19 protein-coding genes are annotated in these 17,692 nt (G+C 44.3%); 14 read left to right on the top strand and 5 right to left on the bottom strand.

Annotation, left to right across the window (positions count from 1 at the left end):
• The first annotated feature begins 257 nt into the window (after positions 1 to 257).
• The 5 genes from ABXS85_RS14675 (at position 258) to ABXS85_RS14695 (ending at position 5,214) form a co-directional block, all read left to right on the top strand.
• Positions 258 to 1,460: a cystathionine gamma-synthase family protein gene (locus ABXS85_RS14675; protein ID WP_353667270.1), complete on the top strand. Its 1,203-nt coding sequence runs from the start codon at positions 258 to 260 to the stop codon at positions 1,458 to 1,460.
• Between the two features lie 145 nt (positions 1,461 to 1,605).
• The gene (locus ABXS85_RS14680; RefSeq protein ID WP_353667271.1) at positions 1,606 to 2,412 is read left to right on the top strand and encodes a transporter substrate-binding domain-containing protein; all 807 of its coding nucleotides are present in this window, start codon (positions 1,606 to 1,608) and stop codon (positions 2,410 to 2,412) included.
• 143 nt (positions 2,413 to 2,555) lie between these two features.
• Complete coding sequence (locus ABXS85_RS14685; RefSeq protein WP_353667272.1) at positions 2,556 to 3,506, top strand: amino acid ABC transporter permease; 951 nt, start codon at positions 2,556 to 2,558, stop codon at positions 3,504 to 3,506.
• Positions 3,507 to 3,525: 19 nt separating this feature from the next.
• Complete coding sequence (locus ABXS85_RS14690) at positions 3,526 to 4,245, top strand: amino acid ABC transporter ATP-binding protein (RefSeq protein WP_353669782.1); 720 nt, start codon at positions 3,526 to 3,528, stop codon at positions 4,243 to 4,245.
• 69 nt (positions 4,246 to 4,314) lie between these two features.
• On the top strand, positions 4,315 to 5,214 hold the full coding sequence (locus ABXS85_RS14695) for a LysR substrate-binding domain-containing protein (RefSeq protein ID WP_353667273.1): 900 nt from the start codon (positions 4,315 to 4,317) through the stop codon (positions 5,212 to 5,214).
• Between the two features lie 22 nt (positions 5,215 to 5,236).
• On the opposite strand, the gene ABXS85_RS14700 is transcribed toward ABXS85_RS14695, so the two are convergent.
• Positions 5,237 to 6,208, bottom strand: coding sequence for an aspartyl/asparaginyl beta-hydroxylase domain-containing protein (locus ABXS85_RS14700; RefSeq protein WP_353667274.1), 972 nt, complete (start codon positions 6,206 to 6,208; stop codon positions 5,237 to 5,239).
• Positions 6,209 to 6,548: 340 nt separating this feature from the next.
• The gene (locus tag ABXS85_RS14705) at positions 6,549 to 6,965 is read right to left on the bottom strand and encodes a YebG family protein (RefSeq protein ID WP_353667275.1); all 417 of its coding nucleotides are present in this window, start codon (positions 6,963 to 6,965) and stop codon (positions 6,549 to 6,551) included.
• 123 nt (positions 6,966 to 7,088) lie between these two features.
• On the opposite strand from ABXS85_RS14705, the gene ABXS85_RS14710 reads away from it, so the two are divergent.
• The 5 genes from ABXS85_RS14710 (at position 7,089) to ABXS85_RS14730 (ending at position 11,073) form a co-directional block, all read left to right on the top strand.
• Entirely contained in the window at positions 7,089 to 7,958 is an 870-nt protein-coding gene (locus ABXS85_RS14710; RefSeq protein ID WP_353667276.1) for a mechanosensitive ion channel domain-containing protein, read from the top strand.
• Positions 7,959 to 7,966: 8 nt separating this feature from the next.
• A complete protein-coding gene (locus ABXS85_RS14715; protein ID WP_353667277.1) occupies positions 7,967 to 8,557 on the top strand; it encodes a DUF1439 domain-containing protein in 591 nt (196 codons plus the stop codon).
• Between the two features lie 78 nt (positions 8,558 to 8,635).
• Positions 8,636 to 9,115 (top strand): peptidylprolyl isomerase, encoded by a 480-nt coding sequence (locus ABXS85_RS14720; protein ID WP_353667278.1) that lies wholly within the window; start codon positions 8,636 to 8,638, stop codon positions 9,113 to 9,115.
• Positions 9,116 to 9,319: 204 nt separating this feature from the next.
• Positions 9,320 to 9,676 (top strand): hypothetical protein, encoded by a 357-nt coding sequence (locus ABXS85_RS14725; RefSeq protein ID WP_353667279.1) that lies wholly within the window; start codon positions 9,320 to 9,322, stop codon positions 9,674 to 9,676.
• A 20-nt stretch (positions 9,677 to 9,696) separates the two neighbouring features.
• Positions 9,697 to 11,073, top strand: coding sequence for a class II fumarate hydratase (locus tag ABXS85_RS14730; protein ID WP_353667280.1), 1,377 nt, complete (start codon positions 9,697 to 9,699; stop codon positions 11,071 to 11,073).
• Between the two features lie 108 nt (positions 11,074 to 11,181).
• Here the strand turns inward: ABXS85_RS14730 and ABXS85_RS14735 are convergent, their stop codons facing one another.
• Positions 11,182 to 11,640: a GNAT family N-acetyltransferase gene (locus tag ABXS85_RS14735; RefSeq protein WP_353667281.1), complete on the bottom strand. Its 459-nt coding sequence runs from the start codon at positions 11,638 to 11,640 to the stop codon at positions 11,182 to 11,184.
• Positions 11,641 to 11,770: 130 nt separating this feature from the next.
• On the opposite strand from ABXS85_RS14735, the gene ABXS85_RS14740 reads away from it, so the two are divergent.
• A complete protein-coding gene (locus ABXS85_RS14740; protein WP_353667282.1) occupies positions 11,771 to 12,214 on the top strand; it encodes a GNAT family N-acetyltransferase in 444 nt (147 codons plus the stop codon).
• Between the two features lies 1 nt (position 12,215).
• Here ABXS85_RS14740 and ABXS85_RS14745 read toward each other — a convergent pair whose 3' ends face one another.
• Both ABXS85_RS14745 and ABXS85_RS14750 read right to left on the bottom strand, forming a co-directional pair.
• Complete coding sequence (locus ABXS85_RS14745; RefSeq protein WP_353667283.1) at positions 12,216 to 12,479, bottom strand: DUF3820 family protein; 264 nt, start codon at positions 12,477 to 12,479, stop codon at positions 12,216 to 12,218.
• Between the two features lie 28 nt (positions 12,480 to 12,507).
• Positions 12,508 to 13,413 (bottom strand): LysR family transcriptional regulator, encoded by a 906-nt coding sequence (locus ABXS85_RS14750; RefSeq protein ID WP_353667284.1) that lies wholly within the window; start codon positions 13,411 to 13,413, stop codon positions 12,508 to 12,510.
• Positions 13,414 to 13,599: 186 nt separating this feature from the next.
• Here ABXS85_RS14750 and ABXS85_RS14755 point away from each other — a divergent pair, with 186 nt between their 5' ends.
• From ABXS85_RS14755 to ABXS85_RS14765, 3 genes are all read left to right on the top strand, one after another.
• Positions 13,600 to 14,715, top strand: a complete 1,116-nt coding sequence (locus tag ABXS85_RS14755) for an S-(hydroxymethyl)glutathione dehydrogenase/class III alcohol dehydrogenase (protein ID WP_353667285.1) — start codon at positions 13,600 to 13,602, stop codon at positions 14,713 to 14,715.
• 72 nt (positions 14,716 to 14,787) lie between these two features.
• Complete coding sequence (gene fghA, locus ABXS85_RS14760) at positions 14,788 to 15,621, top strand: S-formylglutathione hydrolase (RefSeq protein ID WP_353667286.1); 834 nt, start codon at positions 14,788 to 14,790, stop codon at positions 15,619 to 15,621.
• A gap of 370 nt (positions 15,622 to 15,991) precedes the next feature.
• A complete protein-coding gene (locus ABXS85_RS14765; RefSeq protein WP_353667287.1) occupies positions 15,992 to 17,542 on the top strand; it encodes a hypothetical protein in 1,551 nt (516 codons plus the stop codon).
• The last annotated feature ends 150 nt before the right edge of the window (positions 17,543 to 17,692 follow it).

Consider the following 17,692-nt stretch of genomic DNA (forward strand, 5'->3'; position numbering starts at 1 on the left):
TGATTTTCATTTGATTTTTTAAATTTTCTCGATTGCGTGTCTGCAAACCTTATTTCTCAAGAGTAAGTGCTTTTATCCATTGGTGTTTTTGCTTTTCTTTCCTTGCTTAACAAGATTGCCTAGTTATTAAAAAGATTGTCTAGCCATTAAAAAAATCGTATCTAACACCAGAATTTGATGATTACTACTTCGTCTATTATTTGTCTATAGTGGGGTTTTATAAGCACAGTAGCAGACAATAAAATAGGTAATTTTGCATGGCGTATAACAATAGTATTGGGATTGGTACTCAAGCGGTATGGGGTGGTGAAGAGACTGAGCATCCCTATCGTGCCACCCAGACGCCCATAGTAGCCAGTGCCGCGTATGGCTATCAAGATATTGATCATTGGTATGAGGTGGCGCTAGGAAAAGCCCCCGGTTTTATTTATAGCAGGATGAGTAATCCCACCGTTGAAACCTTGGAAGCAAAAATATGTGCTTTGGAGAAGGCCGAGTCAGCGGTGGCTTTTAGTACTGGCATGGCTGCGATCAGTAGTGCGCTTTACACCTTCTTAAAAAATGGCAGTCGAGTAGTGTCTACCAAAGACAGTTATGGTGGTACCAATAAAGTATTTGAAGAGTTTCTGCCGCGTATGGGAGTGGATGTGGTGTTGTGCGAAACTCATAGTCATGAGCAAATTGAAGCAGAAATTGCCAAAGGGTGTGATCTTCTTTATCTGGAAACGCCGACCAATCCGACTTTAAAAATAATAGACATCAAGCGCTTGGTTAATGCGGCGAAAAAAGTGGGCGCTATTGTGATGGCAGACAATACTTTTGCTACGCCATTAAATCAAAATCCTTTGGCTTTGGGAGTGGACATTGTTATTCACAGCGCCACCAAATTCTTGAGTGGTCATGCCGATGCGATGGGTGGTTTGGTTTGCGGTGCCGAAAGCCTGATGGAAAAAGTTCGGCATTATCGAGAAATAAACGGAGCTGCATTGGATCCTTTTTCAGCCTATCTCATTATCCGTGGTATCAAAACCTTGGCATTGCGTGTTAGGCAGCAGCAGCAAAGCGCACAGGCCATTGCAGAATATCTTCAGACCGAGCCTTTGGTAGAAAAGGTCAATTACCCAGGTTTGGTGACGCACAAAAATCATCATATTGCCATTGAGCAGATGCGCGGTTTTGGTGCTATTGTTAGTTTTGTCCTTACTGGTGGTATGGACATGGTAACGCGCTTATTGCCGCAATTGCACCACGCCCATTGTGCTGGAAATTTGGGGGCAGTTGAGACCATTTACGGTCCAGCAAGAACCACCAGTCATGTTGAAAACACCTTAGCAGAACGTCAAGCCTTGGGCATTTCGGAGGGCTTGGTGCGCATTTCCGTTGGTATTGAAGATACAGAGGATTTAATTTTCGATTTAAAACAAGCCTTTGAGAAGGTTAGGAATACTTCTTGCAGGTAAGTTTTGAAGAAGCACACGGCTTGAGTCACATGCATTGGTCTAAAAAGTGATATTTCATAAGGACTGTTGAAGTGAATTTGAGTATGATGTGCGGCTGGTTACAACACTAAGATAATAATGACTTATAAATTGGGGACATTAGATAATGAAAAAAATACTGATTGCCTTCGCGGCCTTAGTAAGCGCAACTGTTGCTTCTGCTTCAGACAACAGCCTTTGGGAAAAATCTACCTTGAACGAAATTCTAACTCGTGGCGAGATGCAAGTATGTCTTGAAGCGGGTTACATGCCATTCGATATGCGCGATAAAAAAGGCAACATCGTCGGTTTTGATGTGGACATCGCCAAATCTATGGCAAAAGCCATGGGTGTAAAAGTGGATCTACGTAACACGGCTTGGGACGGTATCATTCCAGCGTTGTTAACGGCTAAATGTGACATCATCATCTCTGGTATGACCATTACCGCGGAACGTAACTTGAAAGTTAATTTCACTGACCCCTACATAGTTGTTGGCCAAAGTATTTTGCTAAGCAAAAAACTGGAAGGCAAAGTAAAGTCTTACCGTGACTTAAACAAAAAGCGATACACTATCGCGACTAAGTTAGGTACCACTGCGGATTACGCAACTAAGCGTTACCTAAGCAAAGCTAAGGTAAACCTTTTTGAAACGGAATCTGAAGGGGCGTTAGAAGTGGTCAATGGTAATGCAGATGCCTTCATATATGACTTGCCATTCAACGCTATCTACGGTGCGCAAAACAGCGACAAATTGGTTCACCTAGATACACCATTTACTTATGAGCCTCTAGGTATGGCGATTCGTAAAGGCGATCCAGACTTCATGAATTTCATCAATAACTACCTTGCACAAATCAAAGGCGATGGTACTTACGATAGAATTTACAACAAATGGTTCGCAAGTGATGCATGGATGAAGAACATCCAGTAAAATCCGTTTTGATTATGAAAAGTGGCGCTGTCAGCGCCACTTTTTGTATGCGAACGGCTAGCCCTTGGTCTGGCTAGTTTCCTAGTAGGATCGGATGCCTATTCGTAACTAAAGTTATTAACACGACGGGGAATCTCTCATCGATGGAAAAACAATCACACCTGCTTTTATGGAAAGGCGTTTTTGTACTGATCCTATTTGCTTTGGGTTTCGGTATTTACGTCTCTAGTAAAAGTATTGACTACACGTGGCGTTGGGAACGCATTCCCCAGTACATTGTGAGTACTGAGCCAACCGAAATTCGAGCTCCTTTTGATGGTACTGCTTATGTAGACGATGCAACCAACACCATTACTATTGAGTCCGATATTGGACTTGATCCTTTGGTTATCAAAAAGTTTGACGAAGCCCTTATTTACGACGGTGATCTGGTATTTGAAGGGGATCCGGTTGCGCAGCGAACCGGTTGGACAATAGGCCCTATTACGTGGGGGTTATGGATTACCCTGAAATTGTCCGTGGTATCTTTGATTTTTGCTGTCATCATAGGTTTGTTTACCGGCTTAGCGCGTATTTCCCATAATCCAGCTTTGCGCTACCTTGCCATTACTTATGTCGAGTTGGTTCGAGGTACGCCGTTACTTGTACAGATTTTCATTTTCTATTTCTTTATTGGAACCGTGTTAAGTCTGGATCGATTTACCGCTGGCGTGGCGGCATTATCTGTCTTTACGGGGGCTTATATTGCAGAGATCGTACGTTCAGGTATCCAGTCAATTCATCCCGGACAAATGGAAGCTGCACGTAGCTTGGGAATGAATTATGTCCAAGCCATGATTGAGGTCATTTTGCCGCAGGCGTTTAAGCGCACCTTGCCGCCAATGGCAGGTCAATTTATTAATTTGATCAAAGATTCTTCTTTGGTATCTGTTATCTCCATTACAGATTTAACCAAAGCCGGTCGTGAAGTGGTCAGTTCCACCTTTGCGCCATTTGAAGTTTGGTTTACCGTTGCGTTACTCTATTTGGTGCTTACTGGTACGTTATCTTGGGCCATTCAATATTTAGAGAAGAGGTTGTCAGCCAGTGACTAAGCAAGTTGATGAGCGCATTATTTGCGCTAAAAAGGTTGAAAAAGTGTATCCCAATGGCTGTCATGCTTTGAAAGAAGTGTCATTGGATATAAAACGTGGTGAAGTGGTTGTCATCATTGGGCCAAGTGGTTCAGGCAAATCGACTTTTTTACGCACCTTAAACCAGTTAGAGACCATCTCCGAAGGGACCATTCTCATTGATGATGTGAGCTTGACGGATAAGAAAACCAACATCAATAAGGTGCGTGAAGAAGTCGGCATGGTGTTTCAGTCTTTCAACTTGTTTCCGCACAAAACCGCCCTTGGTAACGTCATGTTGTCGCCTATGAAGGTGTTGAAAAAGAGCAAGCAAGCAGCGGAACAAGAAGGTCGTGAATTGCTAACACGTGTTGGTTTGGCTGAGCGCATGAATAATTATCCTTCACATCTGTCAGGTGGTCAGCAACAACGTGTTGCCATTGCTCGTGCTTTGGCTATGATGCCGAAAATTATGTTGTTTGATGAGCCAACCAGTGCTCTGGATCCGGAAATGGTTGGGGAAGTCTTGGATGTTATGAAGAGCCTAGCCAGTGACGGCATGACCATGGTGGTGGTGACTCACGAAATGGGCTTTGCTCGTGAAGTGGCTGATCGTGTTGTCTTTATGGAAGATGGGGAACTGGTATTCGAAGAGTCGCCAGAGCGCTTTTTCGAATCAGATAATCCGCGTCTACAGCGTTTCTTGGGTCAGGTACTATAAGTACTTGCATGCTATTGACTGCTGTAAAAAGCCGCTTTGTGTTCCGAGGCGGCTTATTAGGCATTGAATATGAATCAAAAGTCTCTCCCTCCCTTAAATTGGCTGCATACCTTTGAAGCCTCTGCACGCCATCTAAACTTCACTCATGCCGCAGCGGAATTGTGCTTGACCCAAGGCGCAGTGAGTCAGCAAATACGCTCACTTGAAAGTCATCTCGGGGTAATGCTGTTTCAACGTCTGGCACGTGGCTTAAGCCTTACAAAAGAAGGATTAGCCTATTATCCTGTCGTACAAGATGCCATCGGTCGCCTGTCTTCAGGTACCAGTGAAATATTTTCTTCCAGCCAACAGACTAGAGTAAAGATACGTGGCAGCTTGGCTTTTTTTAACCTTTGGTTAGCGCCTAAGCTGGGTGACTTTAAAGCCTTGCATCCAAATATTGATATTCGTTACGCCAGTCATATCTGGTTAGCGGAGTGGGACGCAGAGCAAGACATGGAAATTCGCTGGGGTCATGGTAACTGGCAAGGTTTGCAGTCACAGCGTTTGACATGGGATAGCTTGATACCTGTTTGCTCACCCACCTTGCTACAACACAGTCCTTTAGGATCCACTGAAGACTTGGTTCACCATACCCTATTGCATGTTCTTGGTTATGAAGAGGGGTGGGGCTATTGGCTGAATAGTATGGGTGAGAAAAAAGTTGATTTCTCCAAAGGAATGCAATTCGATACTTTGGTCTCCACATTGCGTATGGCGGAGCTGGGACAAGGTGTTGCCTTGGCAAGATCGTCCATGGCTGAAGGCTTAATTGCCGAAGGACGATTGGTGGCCCCCTTTGCCACAAAGGTTGAAGCCAGTGAATCTTTTTACTTAGTCAAGGAATCCAGTGCACCTTTGCATGCTGCAGCACAAGCATTCTTTGATTGGCTTTTAGAGCAGGCTCACCATAGCAAGCCTGCTCAATAAGAATGGAAATTACACTTAAGGGTTAAAAAAACAACCAACTGAAGAGTTCGATAACGCCAGCGATCAGGCCTAAAATCATCAAGAGCAGCAAGGTGTTTAGGGTGTATTTTAAACACTTGTAAGCCTTACGATTGGTTTTCTTCAATGCCTTACTGCGCTGCAATACAGGCGCCACAGTTTTAAACACCTTGTTTGCCAGTCCGCTTTTATCCTCGGCGGTATTGGGTACCAAAGAGGCTTTCATTAATAACTTGTAGCAGAAGTTAATCAGTTTACCGAATAGGTTTACAGGGCGATCAAAGTCACACATTAAAATCAAACGGCTTTCTTCTGTGTTGTTTTTGACAAAATGTAAGTAGGTTTCATCAAACAATAAATCTTTACCATCCTGCCAAGCGTATTCTTGCCCATCCACATTGATAAAGCAGTCCTTTGAGTTCGGTGTTTGTAATCCTAAATGGTAGCGAAGGGAACAGGCCACAGGATCCAAGTGGCGAGTGAGCTCGGAATTGGCTGGCATGTAAGCAAACATGGCGCCGTTGATGTTTTTCACTCGACTGAGAATGGCCGTAGTTTTCGGGCACATGGTTTGTGCTGAAGTGTGGGTGTAGCCATACCACTTAAGGTAAAACTTACGCCAGCCGTATTTGTGGAAAGTACGGAAACCCACATCATAGTATGCGTCTGAACCCGCTTGATTAATGTCTTCCAAATCCCCCTGCTGTTGCAAAGCGAGGGCTTCGTCTCGAATGACTTGCCAATTAGCACGTAGCTCATCCAGTTCTTTGAACGATTGTGTATCGATAATGGGCTTTTTTACCTTGCTGTGCGAAAACAGATATAAGAGACAATTCAATGGCGCAAAAATTGGCCATCCTTTACGAAAATATTCGCTCCAACAGCGGTAGCGAATATTGCCACGATAGGCATAGATGTAATAGATGGAAGATAGGCTGAAAACCACGGTGAGCAATAAAATAACGGCAAGCTGCATTTCTTTATCCTTAAGATTCAATGGATTGCCGTTATTATTTGTTAGCTTTGGGGAAAGTTGGACAAGGCAGACGGCAGAAACCGTCTTTGCCTATTGGCGAGAACTGCTGGCCTTGTCTGTGTTGTCCTTGCTTGTCGGCGAGGACTGTTTGCTCCTCGCTTAATGCTAAGAAAAGAGCCAAGCTAATCGATTTTTCATTTATTGATCAGTCTGTTACATCGCTTTAATGCAGCGTTTTTATTTGGTGGATACATGAATAGCCGCATGGCTTGAGCTAAGGCTAAACCTAAGCCTAAGCCTAAGCTAAACTTAAGCAGCATGACTTGAGCTAAGCCTAAACCTAAGCCGCATGGCTTTCATCAAAGTTGTCCTCGTCAAATGGATCGCTAACGCCTTCTTCCTGATAGACTTGTTCTTCATCGGGTTCTATCACCAAGTCTTCTAAGTCCGTGCTTGGGGTTTTAGGGGTTTTATTGAGTGCCAACTCGGTTTGTGGACTCGGCGTGCTCTTCTTTTTGCTGGTCGATTTCTTTTTCGGCCCCAGTGCATCAATGACACTGTTTTTGTGTTCCGCTAGGTACATGGCCAATGCTTCTTTTAGCGCATCGTCTGTAATGAGTTGGCTAGCGCTGAGCAGCTGCGTGAGAGCCTCAGCAGTATCCAGAAGCTTATCATGAGCATCGGCTTCAGCTTTTGAAGTAAAAGTCATTTTTTCGATTCCATGGCGTTCTACGACGTATTTAATAATGACGGACATAAGTCACCTCACAAAAATTATACTGTACAAATATACAGTATAATTTTTCTTCTTGTCTACACTTTATTGTTGTCCTAATAAATGATTGTTAAAGTATCGACTTCTAGAAAAAAGTGACTCTTTATGCCTTTCGATTTTACTCAATTGGATCTATCCATTATTACGGATCATGTAGAGCTGGTGCTTACTTTGGCCCTAATCTTATTGGTCTATATTATTCGTCGTTACACCAAGCGCGCCATTCGACTTAACCAACACATTGATCATGATAAAAAGCGTCAAAGAATCAATGCGGCAGACAATTCTTTTAATTTTTTATTTGTCGTCGGCTTGATCCTTATTTGGTCGTCTGAGTTACAAAATATCGCCATTTCCATTGCCGCTTTTATGGTGGCGTTGGTCATCGCCACAAAAGAATTTATTGCTTGTATCGTGGGGGCTTTTTATCGTGCTAGTACGCGACCTTATCAGGTAGGAGATTGGATCAAGGTGGCGAATTTTGAAGGCGAAGTGACAGACAGTGATTGGTTGTCCACTACCTTGTTTGAAGTAGACCTCAAAGGTGGAAGTTATGCTTATACAGGTAGAACCACTGTGGTACCGAACAGCGTATTGTTGCTTCATACGGTGCAAAATCTTAACTATATGCGCCGTTACGTTACCCATACTTTTTCCATTTCAAGACAGTCTGATGACGTGAACCTGTTCGATATCAAAGAACAAATCATTGGCAAGATACGTGAGTACAGTGAGCACTTTCATGAAGTGGCCATTCGTTATAACAGCCTGATCGAAAAACGCCTGGATATTAATATTTCAGGGCCAGAACCTCGCGTTCGTATTACCACCACACCAGAAGGTTTTAATATCTTTACGGTTTCTTTGTTTTGTCCAACCGATGAAGCGGTGGAAATAGAACAAAAAGTAACAGAAGACTTTATGCGTTTTTGGTTTGATAAACGCCAAGCAGGTTTAACACAACAGGCGAATTAGGAAGCATTATGGGATTGAACAGAAAATCTTTATATCTAGCGCTTCTTGCATTTCTGAGCCTCACTTTGAGTGGTTGCAATCGTTTTCGTATCAGTGAAACGAAAGTCAATGAAGACCTCGCCAAGCAAATAGACAGTGCGCAAGATACGCGTTTTGAACTGGCGGCAGAAGGGCAAGTGGTTGCACTAACGCTTGCTATTAAACAAGCAGACGTTGACTTTCTTGAGCGTGATGGTGGTGTGATTGCAATCGCCTTAAGGTGTGATTTAACGGGTGAGGTTTCCGCTTTTGGACAGAACTTCTCGTTAACAACGGAGGTGAACCCTGATTTTGAGGCGGGTATTCGTATTCAAGATAAAGATCTTTTTTTAGTGGCGCCACGACTCACGCAAGTCGCCATCAAAGGCTCCAGTTTTGATGAAAAAATCCTCCGCTCTACCTTAGGTTCTCTACAAGACAGAGTAGAGCAGGTGTTGCGTCAATATTTTGATCAGCATCCTATTTATAGCCTAAACCATTCTGTCTTTGAGAAGTTGGCCGCCTCTTTGGTATCGGACATTGAAATAAAAGACGATGCCCTTGAATTATCACTGTTTTAGTGGAATCAAGCCCTTATAATGGCGCCCTACATTTGTAGTAACACATTTTGTAGTAACACATTGAAATGAGGACAACCCATGTCGATTGCAGACAATCAAGTGGTGCAATTTCACTACACCCTACGCAGTGGTGACGAACTGATCGAAACGTCCGCTGGTAATGACCCAGTGGCTTACCTTCATGGTCATGGCAACATCATTCCGGGTTTGGAAAAAGCCATGGCTGGAAAAGCCGCGGGTGAAGAATTCGAAGTAACCGTGACACCGGAAGAGGGTTATGGTCAACGCAAAGAAAACCATACCCAACAAATGCCTATTAAACACCTACGAGGCGCCAAGCGTTGGCAGCCGGGTATGGTAGCCACAGTGCAAACAGAACAAGGTCTGCGTCAAGTGACCATAGTCAAAGCAGGCTTAAAACACGCTACGGTGGACATCAACCACCCACTTGCTGGTAAAGACTTAACCTTCAGTGTCCAAGTGATTGATGTACGTGACGCAACGAAAGAGGAAATTGCTCACGGTCATGCCCATGGTGTGGGCGGACATCACCACTGATCTTAGTGTTAACAGCAAATCTTACTTTTCTTCTCAGCCTCTGCGTCAGCAGGGGCTTTTTTATGCCCTAGGTTAATGACCTTAATCAAAACTCGCAGCATCATTGTTAAATTTTAATAATAATCGTTATCAATTGCTTGACAGAAGAATACTCACCGAACATTATTGATAATAGTTATCATTTAAATTTCGGAGGGTAGGACGATGAGTCGTTACTTGGTGCCATTTTCTGTTCTTGAGCAAACCATTCAGGCAGGTCAGTGCGCCGACTCGCCGGAGATTTTGTATCACTATCTTAATTTGACCGAAGAATACGCAGAGCGTTTGAGCATTACCGATGCCACGCAATTGCACCAAAGGGTGTTTAATGTCCTATTGGATACCGTGTGTGATACCAGTATCGCACCACAATGGCGACAAACCTGTTTGGATAAAGTGTATTTACCCCTGTCACACCTGAAGCGCCTGATCGTGACCTATCAGGACGCAAGAAATTATTTCAAGATGGAACATAACCTTAGGGTATTGAGCCATTACTTCATCTCTTCTTTTGAGTCGTAAACAGAGGAACCTAATCGCGAATGAAAACACGCATTGAAAAAGACAGTATGGGTGAACTGGAAGTCCCTGAAAATGCCCTTTATGGTGCTCAAACCCAACGCGCCATTAATAATTTTCCGATCAGTGATGAAAGCCTGCCAGAGGCCTTTATTCGTTCCCTGATCTTGATCAAAGCGGCGGCCGCACAGGCTAATGAAGCGCTGCAATGCATTACACCAAAGCAAGCACAAGCGATTCAAAATGCTTGTAATGAGTTGTTGGATACAGACGATCTAATGCAGCATTTCCCGGTGGACGTATATCAAACTGGCTCTGGCACCAGTTCCAATATGAATGCCAACGAAGTCATTGCCACCTTAGCCAGTCAATACAATGGCGAGACCATCAACCCTAATGACCATGTGAATTTTGGTCAAAGCAGTAATGACGTGATTCCCAGTGCCATTCATGTGAGCGCCACGTTGGAATTGGCTGGTCACTTATTACCTGCTTTGCAACATTTGCAAAATACCATTATTGAAAAAGGCAAAAGCCTTGCAGGTTATACCAAAACAGGCCGTACCCATTTGATGGATGCCATGCCAGTGCGTTTGGATCAGACGTTTAACGCTTGGGCGGCACAGCTACAAGATAACATTGATAATCTTAATCATATCAAGACTAAAACCAGTCAATTGGCACAAGGTGGCACAGCGGTAGGAACTGGCATTAATGCTCACCCTGAGTTCGCCGAGAGGTTTGCCAACGCCCTGTCTAAGTTGACCAAAGAAACCTTCTCTCCAGGTCAGGACTTCTTTGCTTTGATTGGCTCTCAAGACACGGCAGTGGCCTTGTCTGGTCAACTAAAAGCGGTGGCGGTGACTTATATGAAGATCGCCAACGATTTGCGTTGGATGAATTCAGGTCCCTTAGCGGGGTTGGGGGAAATCACTTTAGAGGCCTTGCAACCGGGCTCGTCCATCATGCCGGGTAAAGTCAACCCTGTGATTCCCGAAGCCGCGGCTATGGTCGCAGCGCAAGTAATAGGTAATGATGCGGCCATCACCATAGGTGGGCAGTCGGGCAATTTTGAGTTGAACGTGATGTTGCCAATGATTGCCAAAAATCTCTTAAACAGCATTAAGTTGTTGGCCAACAGTGGACAATTATTGGCGGACAATGCCATTGCGACGCTGACGGTTAATGAAGAAAAATTGAATCAAGCCCTGCATCGCAATCCAATATTAGTCACCGCCTTGAACCCCATTATTGGTTACGCAAAAGCGGCTGAGATTGCGAAAAAAGCCTATCGAGAAGGGCGACCTGTGATCGATGTGGCGGATGAAGATACGGATCTAACGCGAGAAGAGTTAACCACCTTGTTGGATCCTGCCAAATTGACCCACGGCGGTCTGTAAGTTTATCAATAGGCTCGATAGGTTATCCCTTGCCTATCCATTCACTCGCTATTGATGAAATCAAGCCAGCACATTTTGCTGGCTTTTTCTTTTGTGTTTGAGTTGCTGTTATGACAGAGTTTTGCTCATAAATACGCTATAAGGGTCGGGTTGATAATCGGCAAACGGGCCACATTCAGCAAAGCCATGTTTTTTGTACAAGGCTCTTGCTGGGGCGAAAAAGTCTTGTGTTCCCGTTTCTAAACTGATTTTAGTCAGACCTTGCTGCTTGGCGTCGCCTAAAATGTATTGTAGCAAGGTGGAAGCGACACCTTTATTTCGAGCGGCATTGGTAGTGCGCATGGATTTGATCTCGCCTTCCTCGCTATTGTGTGTTTTTAGAGCACCGCAGCCGAGTAGCTGGTCATTTTGCCAAACTGTCCAAAGGCGAATGTCAGCTTGCTTTAATGCAGATAAATCCAGCGCGTGAACGCTTTTTGCTGGAGAAGCATCATACATGTCGTCCAAATGTTCTTGTAATAACCTCTTGATTTCCGCTCCGTTTAAATCGTCTAATCGAATGTCCATATTAAAGCCCTTAATAAAAAATAAAACTTTGGGTAAAAGGTATGGGTAACAAAGCAAATTTTGTACCTTTCCATCCTTTTGGTAAAGACGCAATGACCTTGATAAAGAAGAAATAACGGAAAAGGGGACAATGCTTGTGTTGGTTGAACTACGGCTGGTGACGATGGAAGACGCTGATCTGTTATTGGAATGGCGCAATGACGCCGTCACTCGAAAAGCCTCCTTGTCGTCTGAGAAAGTCACCCAAGAAGGTCATCTCGCTTGGTTACAGGCATCATTAGGCAACAAGGATCGTCGTTTGTGGATGGCGCAAGTGGCAGGCAAGAGGATTGGCAGTGGCCGAGCAGATCGTCAACAGGAAGGCTGGCTGTTGTCTTGGACGATCGCGCCTGATATGCGAGGAAAAGGATTGGCGTATCCAATGCTGCAGGCCATGCTAACTGGCTTAACAGGCCCTTTCTTTGCGCAGATCAAAAATGACAATCTAGCGTCTATTAAGGTGGCCCAGAAGGCGGGCTTTGTCTGCCAAGAGACAAAAGAGGGCGTCTTGTATTTTGCCCGTGGAGCGAGCTGATTTACTCGTCGAATCGAATGCGTACTTTGGGCTCATCGGTTTTGTTTGATTCAGGTAAGCGTAATGGGTCGACCAACTTTTCCAAACCGTTGATTTTGATTTCCAAACAAAGCTGCAACCAAGTTCCCAGATTACCATTTGGCCAGCCTTCATGGGCAAACCATAATAAATAGGCTTCGGGTAGATCGATCAAGATACGTCCCTGATATTTACCAAATGGCATGGTTTGGCGTGCGACCTGAATTAAATCTTCTTGAGCAAACATGATTATGTCCTAATGGAGAGAGGGCTATTTAACCACAGTCACGATAGCGATGAAATGGGGCATTATCTTGAAAGCAGGCGATTAAATAATCGCAAATAGCACTGAGTTTAGGAGAAGGGTGTTGTGCTTTTGGGTACACCAGCCAGACCCCACTGTAAGGATATTGATATTGTGGCAAGAGGGACACCAAACGGCCAGCGGCTATTTCGTCCTTGACATAATAATCTGGCAATTGCGCAATGCCTAAGCCTTTTTTCACGGCATCTAATAGGGCCGGGCCAGAATTACTGCGCCACTGGTTGCTGACACGTACTTCCTTGCGATGACCTTCTTGTTGAAATAGCCAATGACTTTTTGATCCTAATAAACATTTGTGTTTGTTCAGTTCCGCCAAAGTATGTGGCACGCCAAATTGATCTACGTATTCTCTGGAGGCGCATAGAAACTCCTCACGGTCACACAAGCGTCGCGACAGTAAACTGGAATCCTTCATAGCGCCCATACGAATGGCCAAATCGTAATCTTCTTCCACTAAATCCACCGCCCTGTTGGTGAGGTGCAAGTCCAGCTCGATTTTGGGGTTTTGCTTGAGAAAGTCGTTCATTAAAGGAGCAATGTAACGTTCGCCAAAGGTGGTGGCACAAGTCATTTTAAAGCTGCCGATGGGGGCTTGATTTAATGAGGATACCACTTCTTCTGCGCTGCTCAGGGCGGCAGGCAAATTACGACAATGTTGGTAATAGAGTTCTCCTGCTTCGCTCAAATTGATGCGTCGTGTGGTGCGATGCAAAAGCGTGCTGCCTAAGGTGTTTTCAAGTTGCGCCACCAAACGACTGATGTGTGAGGCGGACACATTGAGTTGGCTGGCGGCGGCGGAAAAACTGCCTTGTCGAACCACTTCCACAAAGGCTTCCATGGCTTCCCAATTCTTCATAATGCTTACCTTAATGGATCGGAATAAAGTGTTATATTATAACTATATTGGGATTTTTTCTAATTATTGTTGCTATATGACAATAATAAATTGCCAATGTGAGCATTATCCTTTTCATGAATTGCCACTACACTGCTGTTACTTGATGAATAAATTGTCCTATTCAAACCAATTTTGGAGTACGCAATGAAATGTAAAGCTGCTGTAGCATGGGGCCCAGGTCAACCGCTCAAAATAGAAGAAGTGGATGTACAAGATCCGCAAGCAGGTGAAGTATTGGTGCGCATGGTGGCAACCGGTGTGTGTCACACGGATGCATTCACCTTATCCGGTGAAGACCCAGAAGGTATTTTTCCGGCTATCTTAGGCCACGAAGGGGCGGGTGTGGTAGAAGCCGTAGGTGAGGGCGTGACCAGCCTCAAACCAGGCGACCACGTGATTCCTTTGTACACAGCCGAATGTGGCGAATGTAAATTCTGTACCTCAGGTAAAACCAACTTGTGTCAGGCGGTTCGTGAAACCCAAGGTAAAGGTTTAATGCCGGATGGTACCAGCCGTTTCAGCATTAATGGCGAACCCATTTATCACTACATGGGAACATCCACCTTCTCTGAATACAGTGTGGTACCAGAAATCTCATTAGCAAAAATTCATGTGGATGCACCGCTGGAAAAAGTCTGTTTGCTAGGTTGTGGTATCACCACGGGCATTGGCGCTGTTTTGAATACCGCCAAGGTTGAACAAGGTGCCACAGTAGCAGTGTTTGGTTTGGGCGGCATTGGTTTGTCCGTTATTCAAGGGGCTCGTATGGCGGGCGCATCGAAAATCATTGCCATTGACATTAATGAGTCTAAGTTTGAAATGGCACAACAATTTGGCGCGACCGACTGCATTAACCCGAAAAACTTTGAAGCGCCGATTCAGCAAGTGATCGTCGACATGACAGACGGTGGCGTAGATTATTCGTTTGAATGCATAGGTAACGTACAAGTCATGCGTCAGGCCCTTGAGTGTTGTCATAAAGGCTGGGGAGAATCCATCATCATAGGTGTGGCTGGTGCAGGTCAAGAAATCTCGACCCGTCCATTCCAACTGGTAACCGGACGCGTGTGGAAAGGCTCCGCCTTTGGTGGTGTCAAAGGCCGCAGCCAATTACCCGGTTACGTGGAAGACTACATGAATGGCAAAATTGAAATCGATCCCTTTGTGACTCACACCATGCCGCTTGAGCAAATCAATGAGGCGTTTCATTTGATGCACGAAGGTAAGAGTATTCGTACCGTTATTCTGTTTGACCAATGAGTATGGACGGATACCTTATTGCCATAATACATGCCGCCTAACTTGGGTGGTGTGTGTTCTCAGGAGAAAAACATGGAACTTATATCCAGCACCAAAAGCTTCGGCGGTTGGTTAAAGCGTTACCAGCATGAAAGTTTGTCCGTAAAAGGCGATATGACCTTTGCGATTTATCTGCCACCTCAAGCAGAAACTCAGCCTGTTCCAGTCTTGTATTGGTTATCGGGGTTAACCTGTAACGACGAAAACTTCACGCAAAAAGCCGGCGCATTTCGTAAAGCGGCGGAATTGGGTTTGGCCATTGTTTGCCCAGACACCAGCCCGCGTGGTACGGATTACCCAGGTGAACATGATAGCTATGATTTTGGCTCAGCCGCAGGCTTTTATCTTAATGCAAGCGTTGCGCCGTATGCTCATACTTATCATATGTATGACTATGTGGTGCAAGAACTGCCACATGTGATTGAAGCGAATTTTCCTGTCACTAATGAACGCTCCATTTCTGGTCATTCCATGGGGGGACATGGTGCTTTAATTTGTGCCTTAAAGAACCCCGGACATTATCAGTCAGTGTCTGCGTTTGCCCCTATTGCTAACCCAACGGATTGTCCTTGGGGTGAAAAGGCCTTTACTGGCTATTTGGGAGAAGATAAGAGCACTTGGCAAGAATGGGACGCCAGTTTATTGATCGCCAATGCCAAAGAGCGCTTGCCTTTGTTGGTGGATCAAGGGGAAGCGGATAACTTCCTTGAAGAACAGCTCAAGCCAGAAGCCTTGGAAGCGGCTTGTGAAGCGGTGGGACATCCACTGACACTGCGTCGTCAGCCGGGTTATGATCACAGCTATTATTTTATCGCCAGCTTTATCGACGAGCATTTAGAACATCATGCTAAAGCATTAGGGCTTTAGACTGAGTTTGATTAAGCGGAACCAAGCGAGCTGCGGCTCGCTTTTTTGTTTCTTCATTGGTGATGCTTGCCCCTACCCTAGATCTTTTTTTTCTTCTTTGGAAAGCTGAATACAATAAAAACTGTATTTCCTTGCTGCTTATTTTAATTGGCTAGTTGCAAGGGTAAAAAATTGTTTTATGCGTTTTTATGGTCTACTTTTTTTCTGGCAATGTCTGTGAACAGATGAGGACAGAAGCGAGATTTTTTGTTCTCTACTCACACATTGCTTTGCCATCATAAGAATAGGGATAGTTTCATGATGTGCTTTGTCAGGCGCTTTTCATCCTATCTTTATTCGAATATCACATTATTAAAGTAAGGATGAAAGGATGACTTTACGACACTCAAAGAGACGCTTTAATACCCTCATAGCACTGACTATTTTTCTTATTACAACCTCGCTTTACGCCAAAAATATAGATTTAAGTGGCCAAATCGCCATTGACGGTGTATCAGGGGCGGCAGAGATTTATGACAAAGTCGGTATTCTTGGTGAGCAGGTGATCTTCAAAAAAGAAGGGGTGTGGCAACTGGGGCCAAAACTGCCTGTACAAGGGAGCAGTCGTCCAAATCGACATGTCAGTGTGAGTAAAAGATTTATCGCTGTTGGTTCGTATTCAGAAAACAAAGTATGGGTATTTAAGCGATCAGACGATGATTGGTTGTTAATGACAACATTAACTGTACCGTCAGGCTATTTGCCAGGCAATTATGGTGGCAGTGTTTATATTGATGATCATCTTCTTGCGGTAGCAGACACCTCAGGTCAACAGGTGTTTCTTTATAAACGAAGTTATGACCATTGGGAGTATGAAAGGCAACTGGATGCGTCGGATTTGCCGCGGGGCTTCTACCAATCTTTTGGTGTGACCATGAAAAAGGTTAAGAATGAGCTTTATATCAGTGATTCTAGTGCGGATAGATTGTTCATTTATAAGAACATAAAAGATCAATGGAAACGTACGCAAGTCATTGAAGCGCCTATCGAATTGCCGAATGTGGATAATCAAAAATTTTCTTATGCTTTTGATGTGGATCGACATACCTTGGCGGTCAGCGCTTATGTGTATGGTCAAGGTTATATACAGATGTATACGCGTAAGCATTCCAACCAGCCTTGGGTGATTGGGCAGAGGATTCTGCAAACCGATATTGATGACCAAAGTGGTTATTTTGGCCATGATGTTGAATTGGATGGTTCCGTACTGTTGGTGGGCGATGACTACTTGAAAAAAATCTATCGGTTTGATGAACAAGAAGATCAGTGGCAACTTACTGAAACGCTTTTAGGGGATCAATCTAATACTCATTTTGGTTACTCGTTTGGTTATGATAACGGCACCTTACTGGTGGGGGCAAAACAGTCATTTCTGTATACTCGCCCTTTTGAAACGGTAACCTTGTTCGGTCGTGTATTAACGGATAATCAAGTACCGGTAAAAAATGCTCAAGTTCAAGGCTATTTAAATCATGCCTTAACCGATCAAAATGGCGACTACGAGTTGACCGTACAACGTGGTTGGTCGGGCGGTTTGCAAGCCACGCCGACTATTACTATGGAACAAGAGGTGGCTTCTCAAATAGCAATTCTGGACAGAGTGACTCGTGACACGCAGCTCAATGATCTTGTGTTTACCTCTCCTTACCTGATTCAGCAATTTATTGGTTTATTGGGAGCTTGTATTGACCCAAATATGACTTTTGATGGGTTTCCAGATGACGCTGTGGAATTGGAAGGAAGAGCGGTAGTGAGTTTGACGATACTTTATGGATGGAGTGGCACGTTAACACCAGTTTCAGACTTGTGTACTTTCAGCCCAACTTCTATTGCGGTTGATTTTATAGATGCTGACAGTTTTTTTATGTTTAACACAGAGTGAAAAATAACACGCTTATTGCCATCTTTTCTGATGCTTACAGTAAAGCATTAGGGCTTTATGCAGGGTTCGATACATCTGAGCAAAGCGAGCTGAGGCTCGCTTTTTCTTATTTTATTGCTTCTTACTTTCCTTAAGTCGGTTTATAGGATG

Source organism: Marinomonas sp. THO17 (assembly GCF_040436405.1).
Lineage (GTDB): Bacteria > Pseudomonadota > Gammaproteobacteria > Pseudomonadales > Marinomonadaceae > Marinomonas.

Excerpts from the sequence above, each read along its gene's own strand:
- ABXS85_RS14735 (WP_353667281.1), bottom strand. The coding sequence starts at position 11,640 with ATGGACATTCGATTAGACGATTTAAACGGAGCGGAAATCAAGAGGTTA.
- fghA (WP_353667286.1), top strand. The coding sequence starts at position 14,788 with ATGGAACTTATATCCAGCACCAAAAGCTTCGGCGGTTGGTTAAAGCGT.
- ABXS85_RS14710 (WP_353667276.1), top strand. The coding sequence starts at position 7,089 with ATGCCTTTCGATTTTACTCAATTGGATCTATCCATTATTACGGATCAT.
- ABXS85_RS14750 (WP_353667284.1), bottom strand. The coding sequence starts at position 13,413 with ATGAAGAATTGGGAAGCCATGGAAGCCTTTGTGGAAGTGGTTCGACAA.
- ABXS85_RS14685 (WP_353667272.1), top strand. The coding sequence starts at position 2,556 with ATGGAAAAACAATCACACCTGCTTTTATGGAAAGGCGTTTTTGTACTG.
- ABXS85_RS14765 (WP_353667287.1), top strand. The coding sequence starts at position 15,992 with ATGACTTTACGACACTCAAAGAGACGCTTTAATACCCTCATAGCACTG.
- ABXS85_RS14725 (WP_353667279.1), top strand. The coding sequence starts at position 9,320 with ATGAGTCGTTACTTGGTGCCATTTTCTGTTCTTGAGCAAACCATTCAG.
- ABXS85_RS14740 (WP_353667282.1), top strand. The coding sequence starts at position 11,771 with ATGCTTGTGTTGGTTGAACTACGGCTGGTGACGATGGAAGACGCTGAT.
- ABXS85_RS14745 (WP_353667283.1), bottom strand. The coding sequence starts at position 12,479 with ATGTTTGCTCAAGAAGATTTAATTCAGGTCGCACGCCAAACCATGCCA.
- ABXS85_RS14755 (WP_353667285.1), top strand. The coding sequence starts at position 13,600 with ATGAAATGTAAAGCTGCTGTAGCATGGGGCCCAGGTCAACCGCTCAAA.
- ABXS85_RS14730 (WP_353667280.1), top strand. The coding sequence starts at position 9,697 with ATGAAAACACGCATTGAAAAAGACAGTATGGGTGAACTGGAAGTCCCT.
- ABXS85_RS14720 (WP_353667278.1), top strand. The coding sequence starts at position 8,636 with ATGTCGATTGCAGACAATCAAGTGGTGCAATTTCACTACACCCTACGC.
- ABXS85_RS14680 (WP_353667271.1), top strand. The coding sequence starts at position 1,606 with ATGAAAAAAATACTGATTGCCTTCGCGGCCTTAGTAAGCGCAACTGTT.
- ABXS85_RS14705 (WP_353667275.1), bottom strand. The coding sequence starts at position 6,965 with ATGTCCGTCATTATTAAATACGTCGTAGAACGCCATGGAATCGAAAAA.
- ABXS85_RS14715 (WP_353667277.1), top strand. The coding sequence starts at position 7,967 with ATGGGATTGAACAGAAAATCTTTATATCTAGCGCTTCTTGCATTTCTG.
- ABXS85_RS14695 (WP_353667273.1), top strand. The coding sequence starts at position 4,315 with ATGAATCAAAAGTCTCTCCCTCCCTTAAATTGGCTGCATACCTTTGAA.
- ABXS85_RS14675 (WP_353667270.1), top strand. The coding sequence starts at position 258 with ATGGCGTATAACAATAGTATTGGGATTGGTACTCAAGCGGTATGGGGT.
- ABXS85_RS14700 (WP_353667274.1), bottom strand. The coding sequence starts at position 6,208 with ATGCAGCTTGCCGTTATTTTATTGCTCACCGTGGTTTTCAGCCTATCT.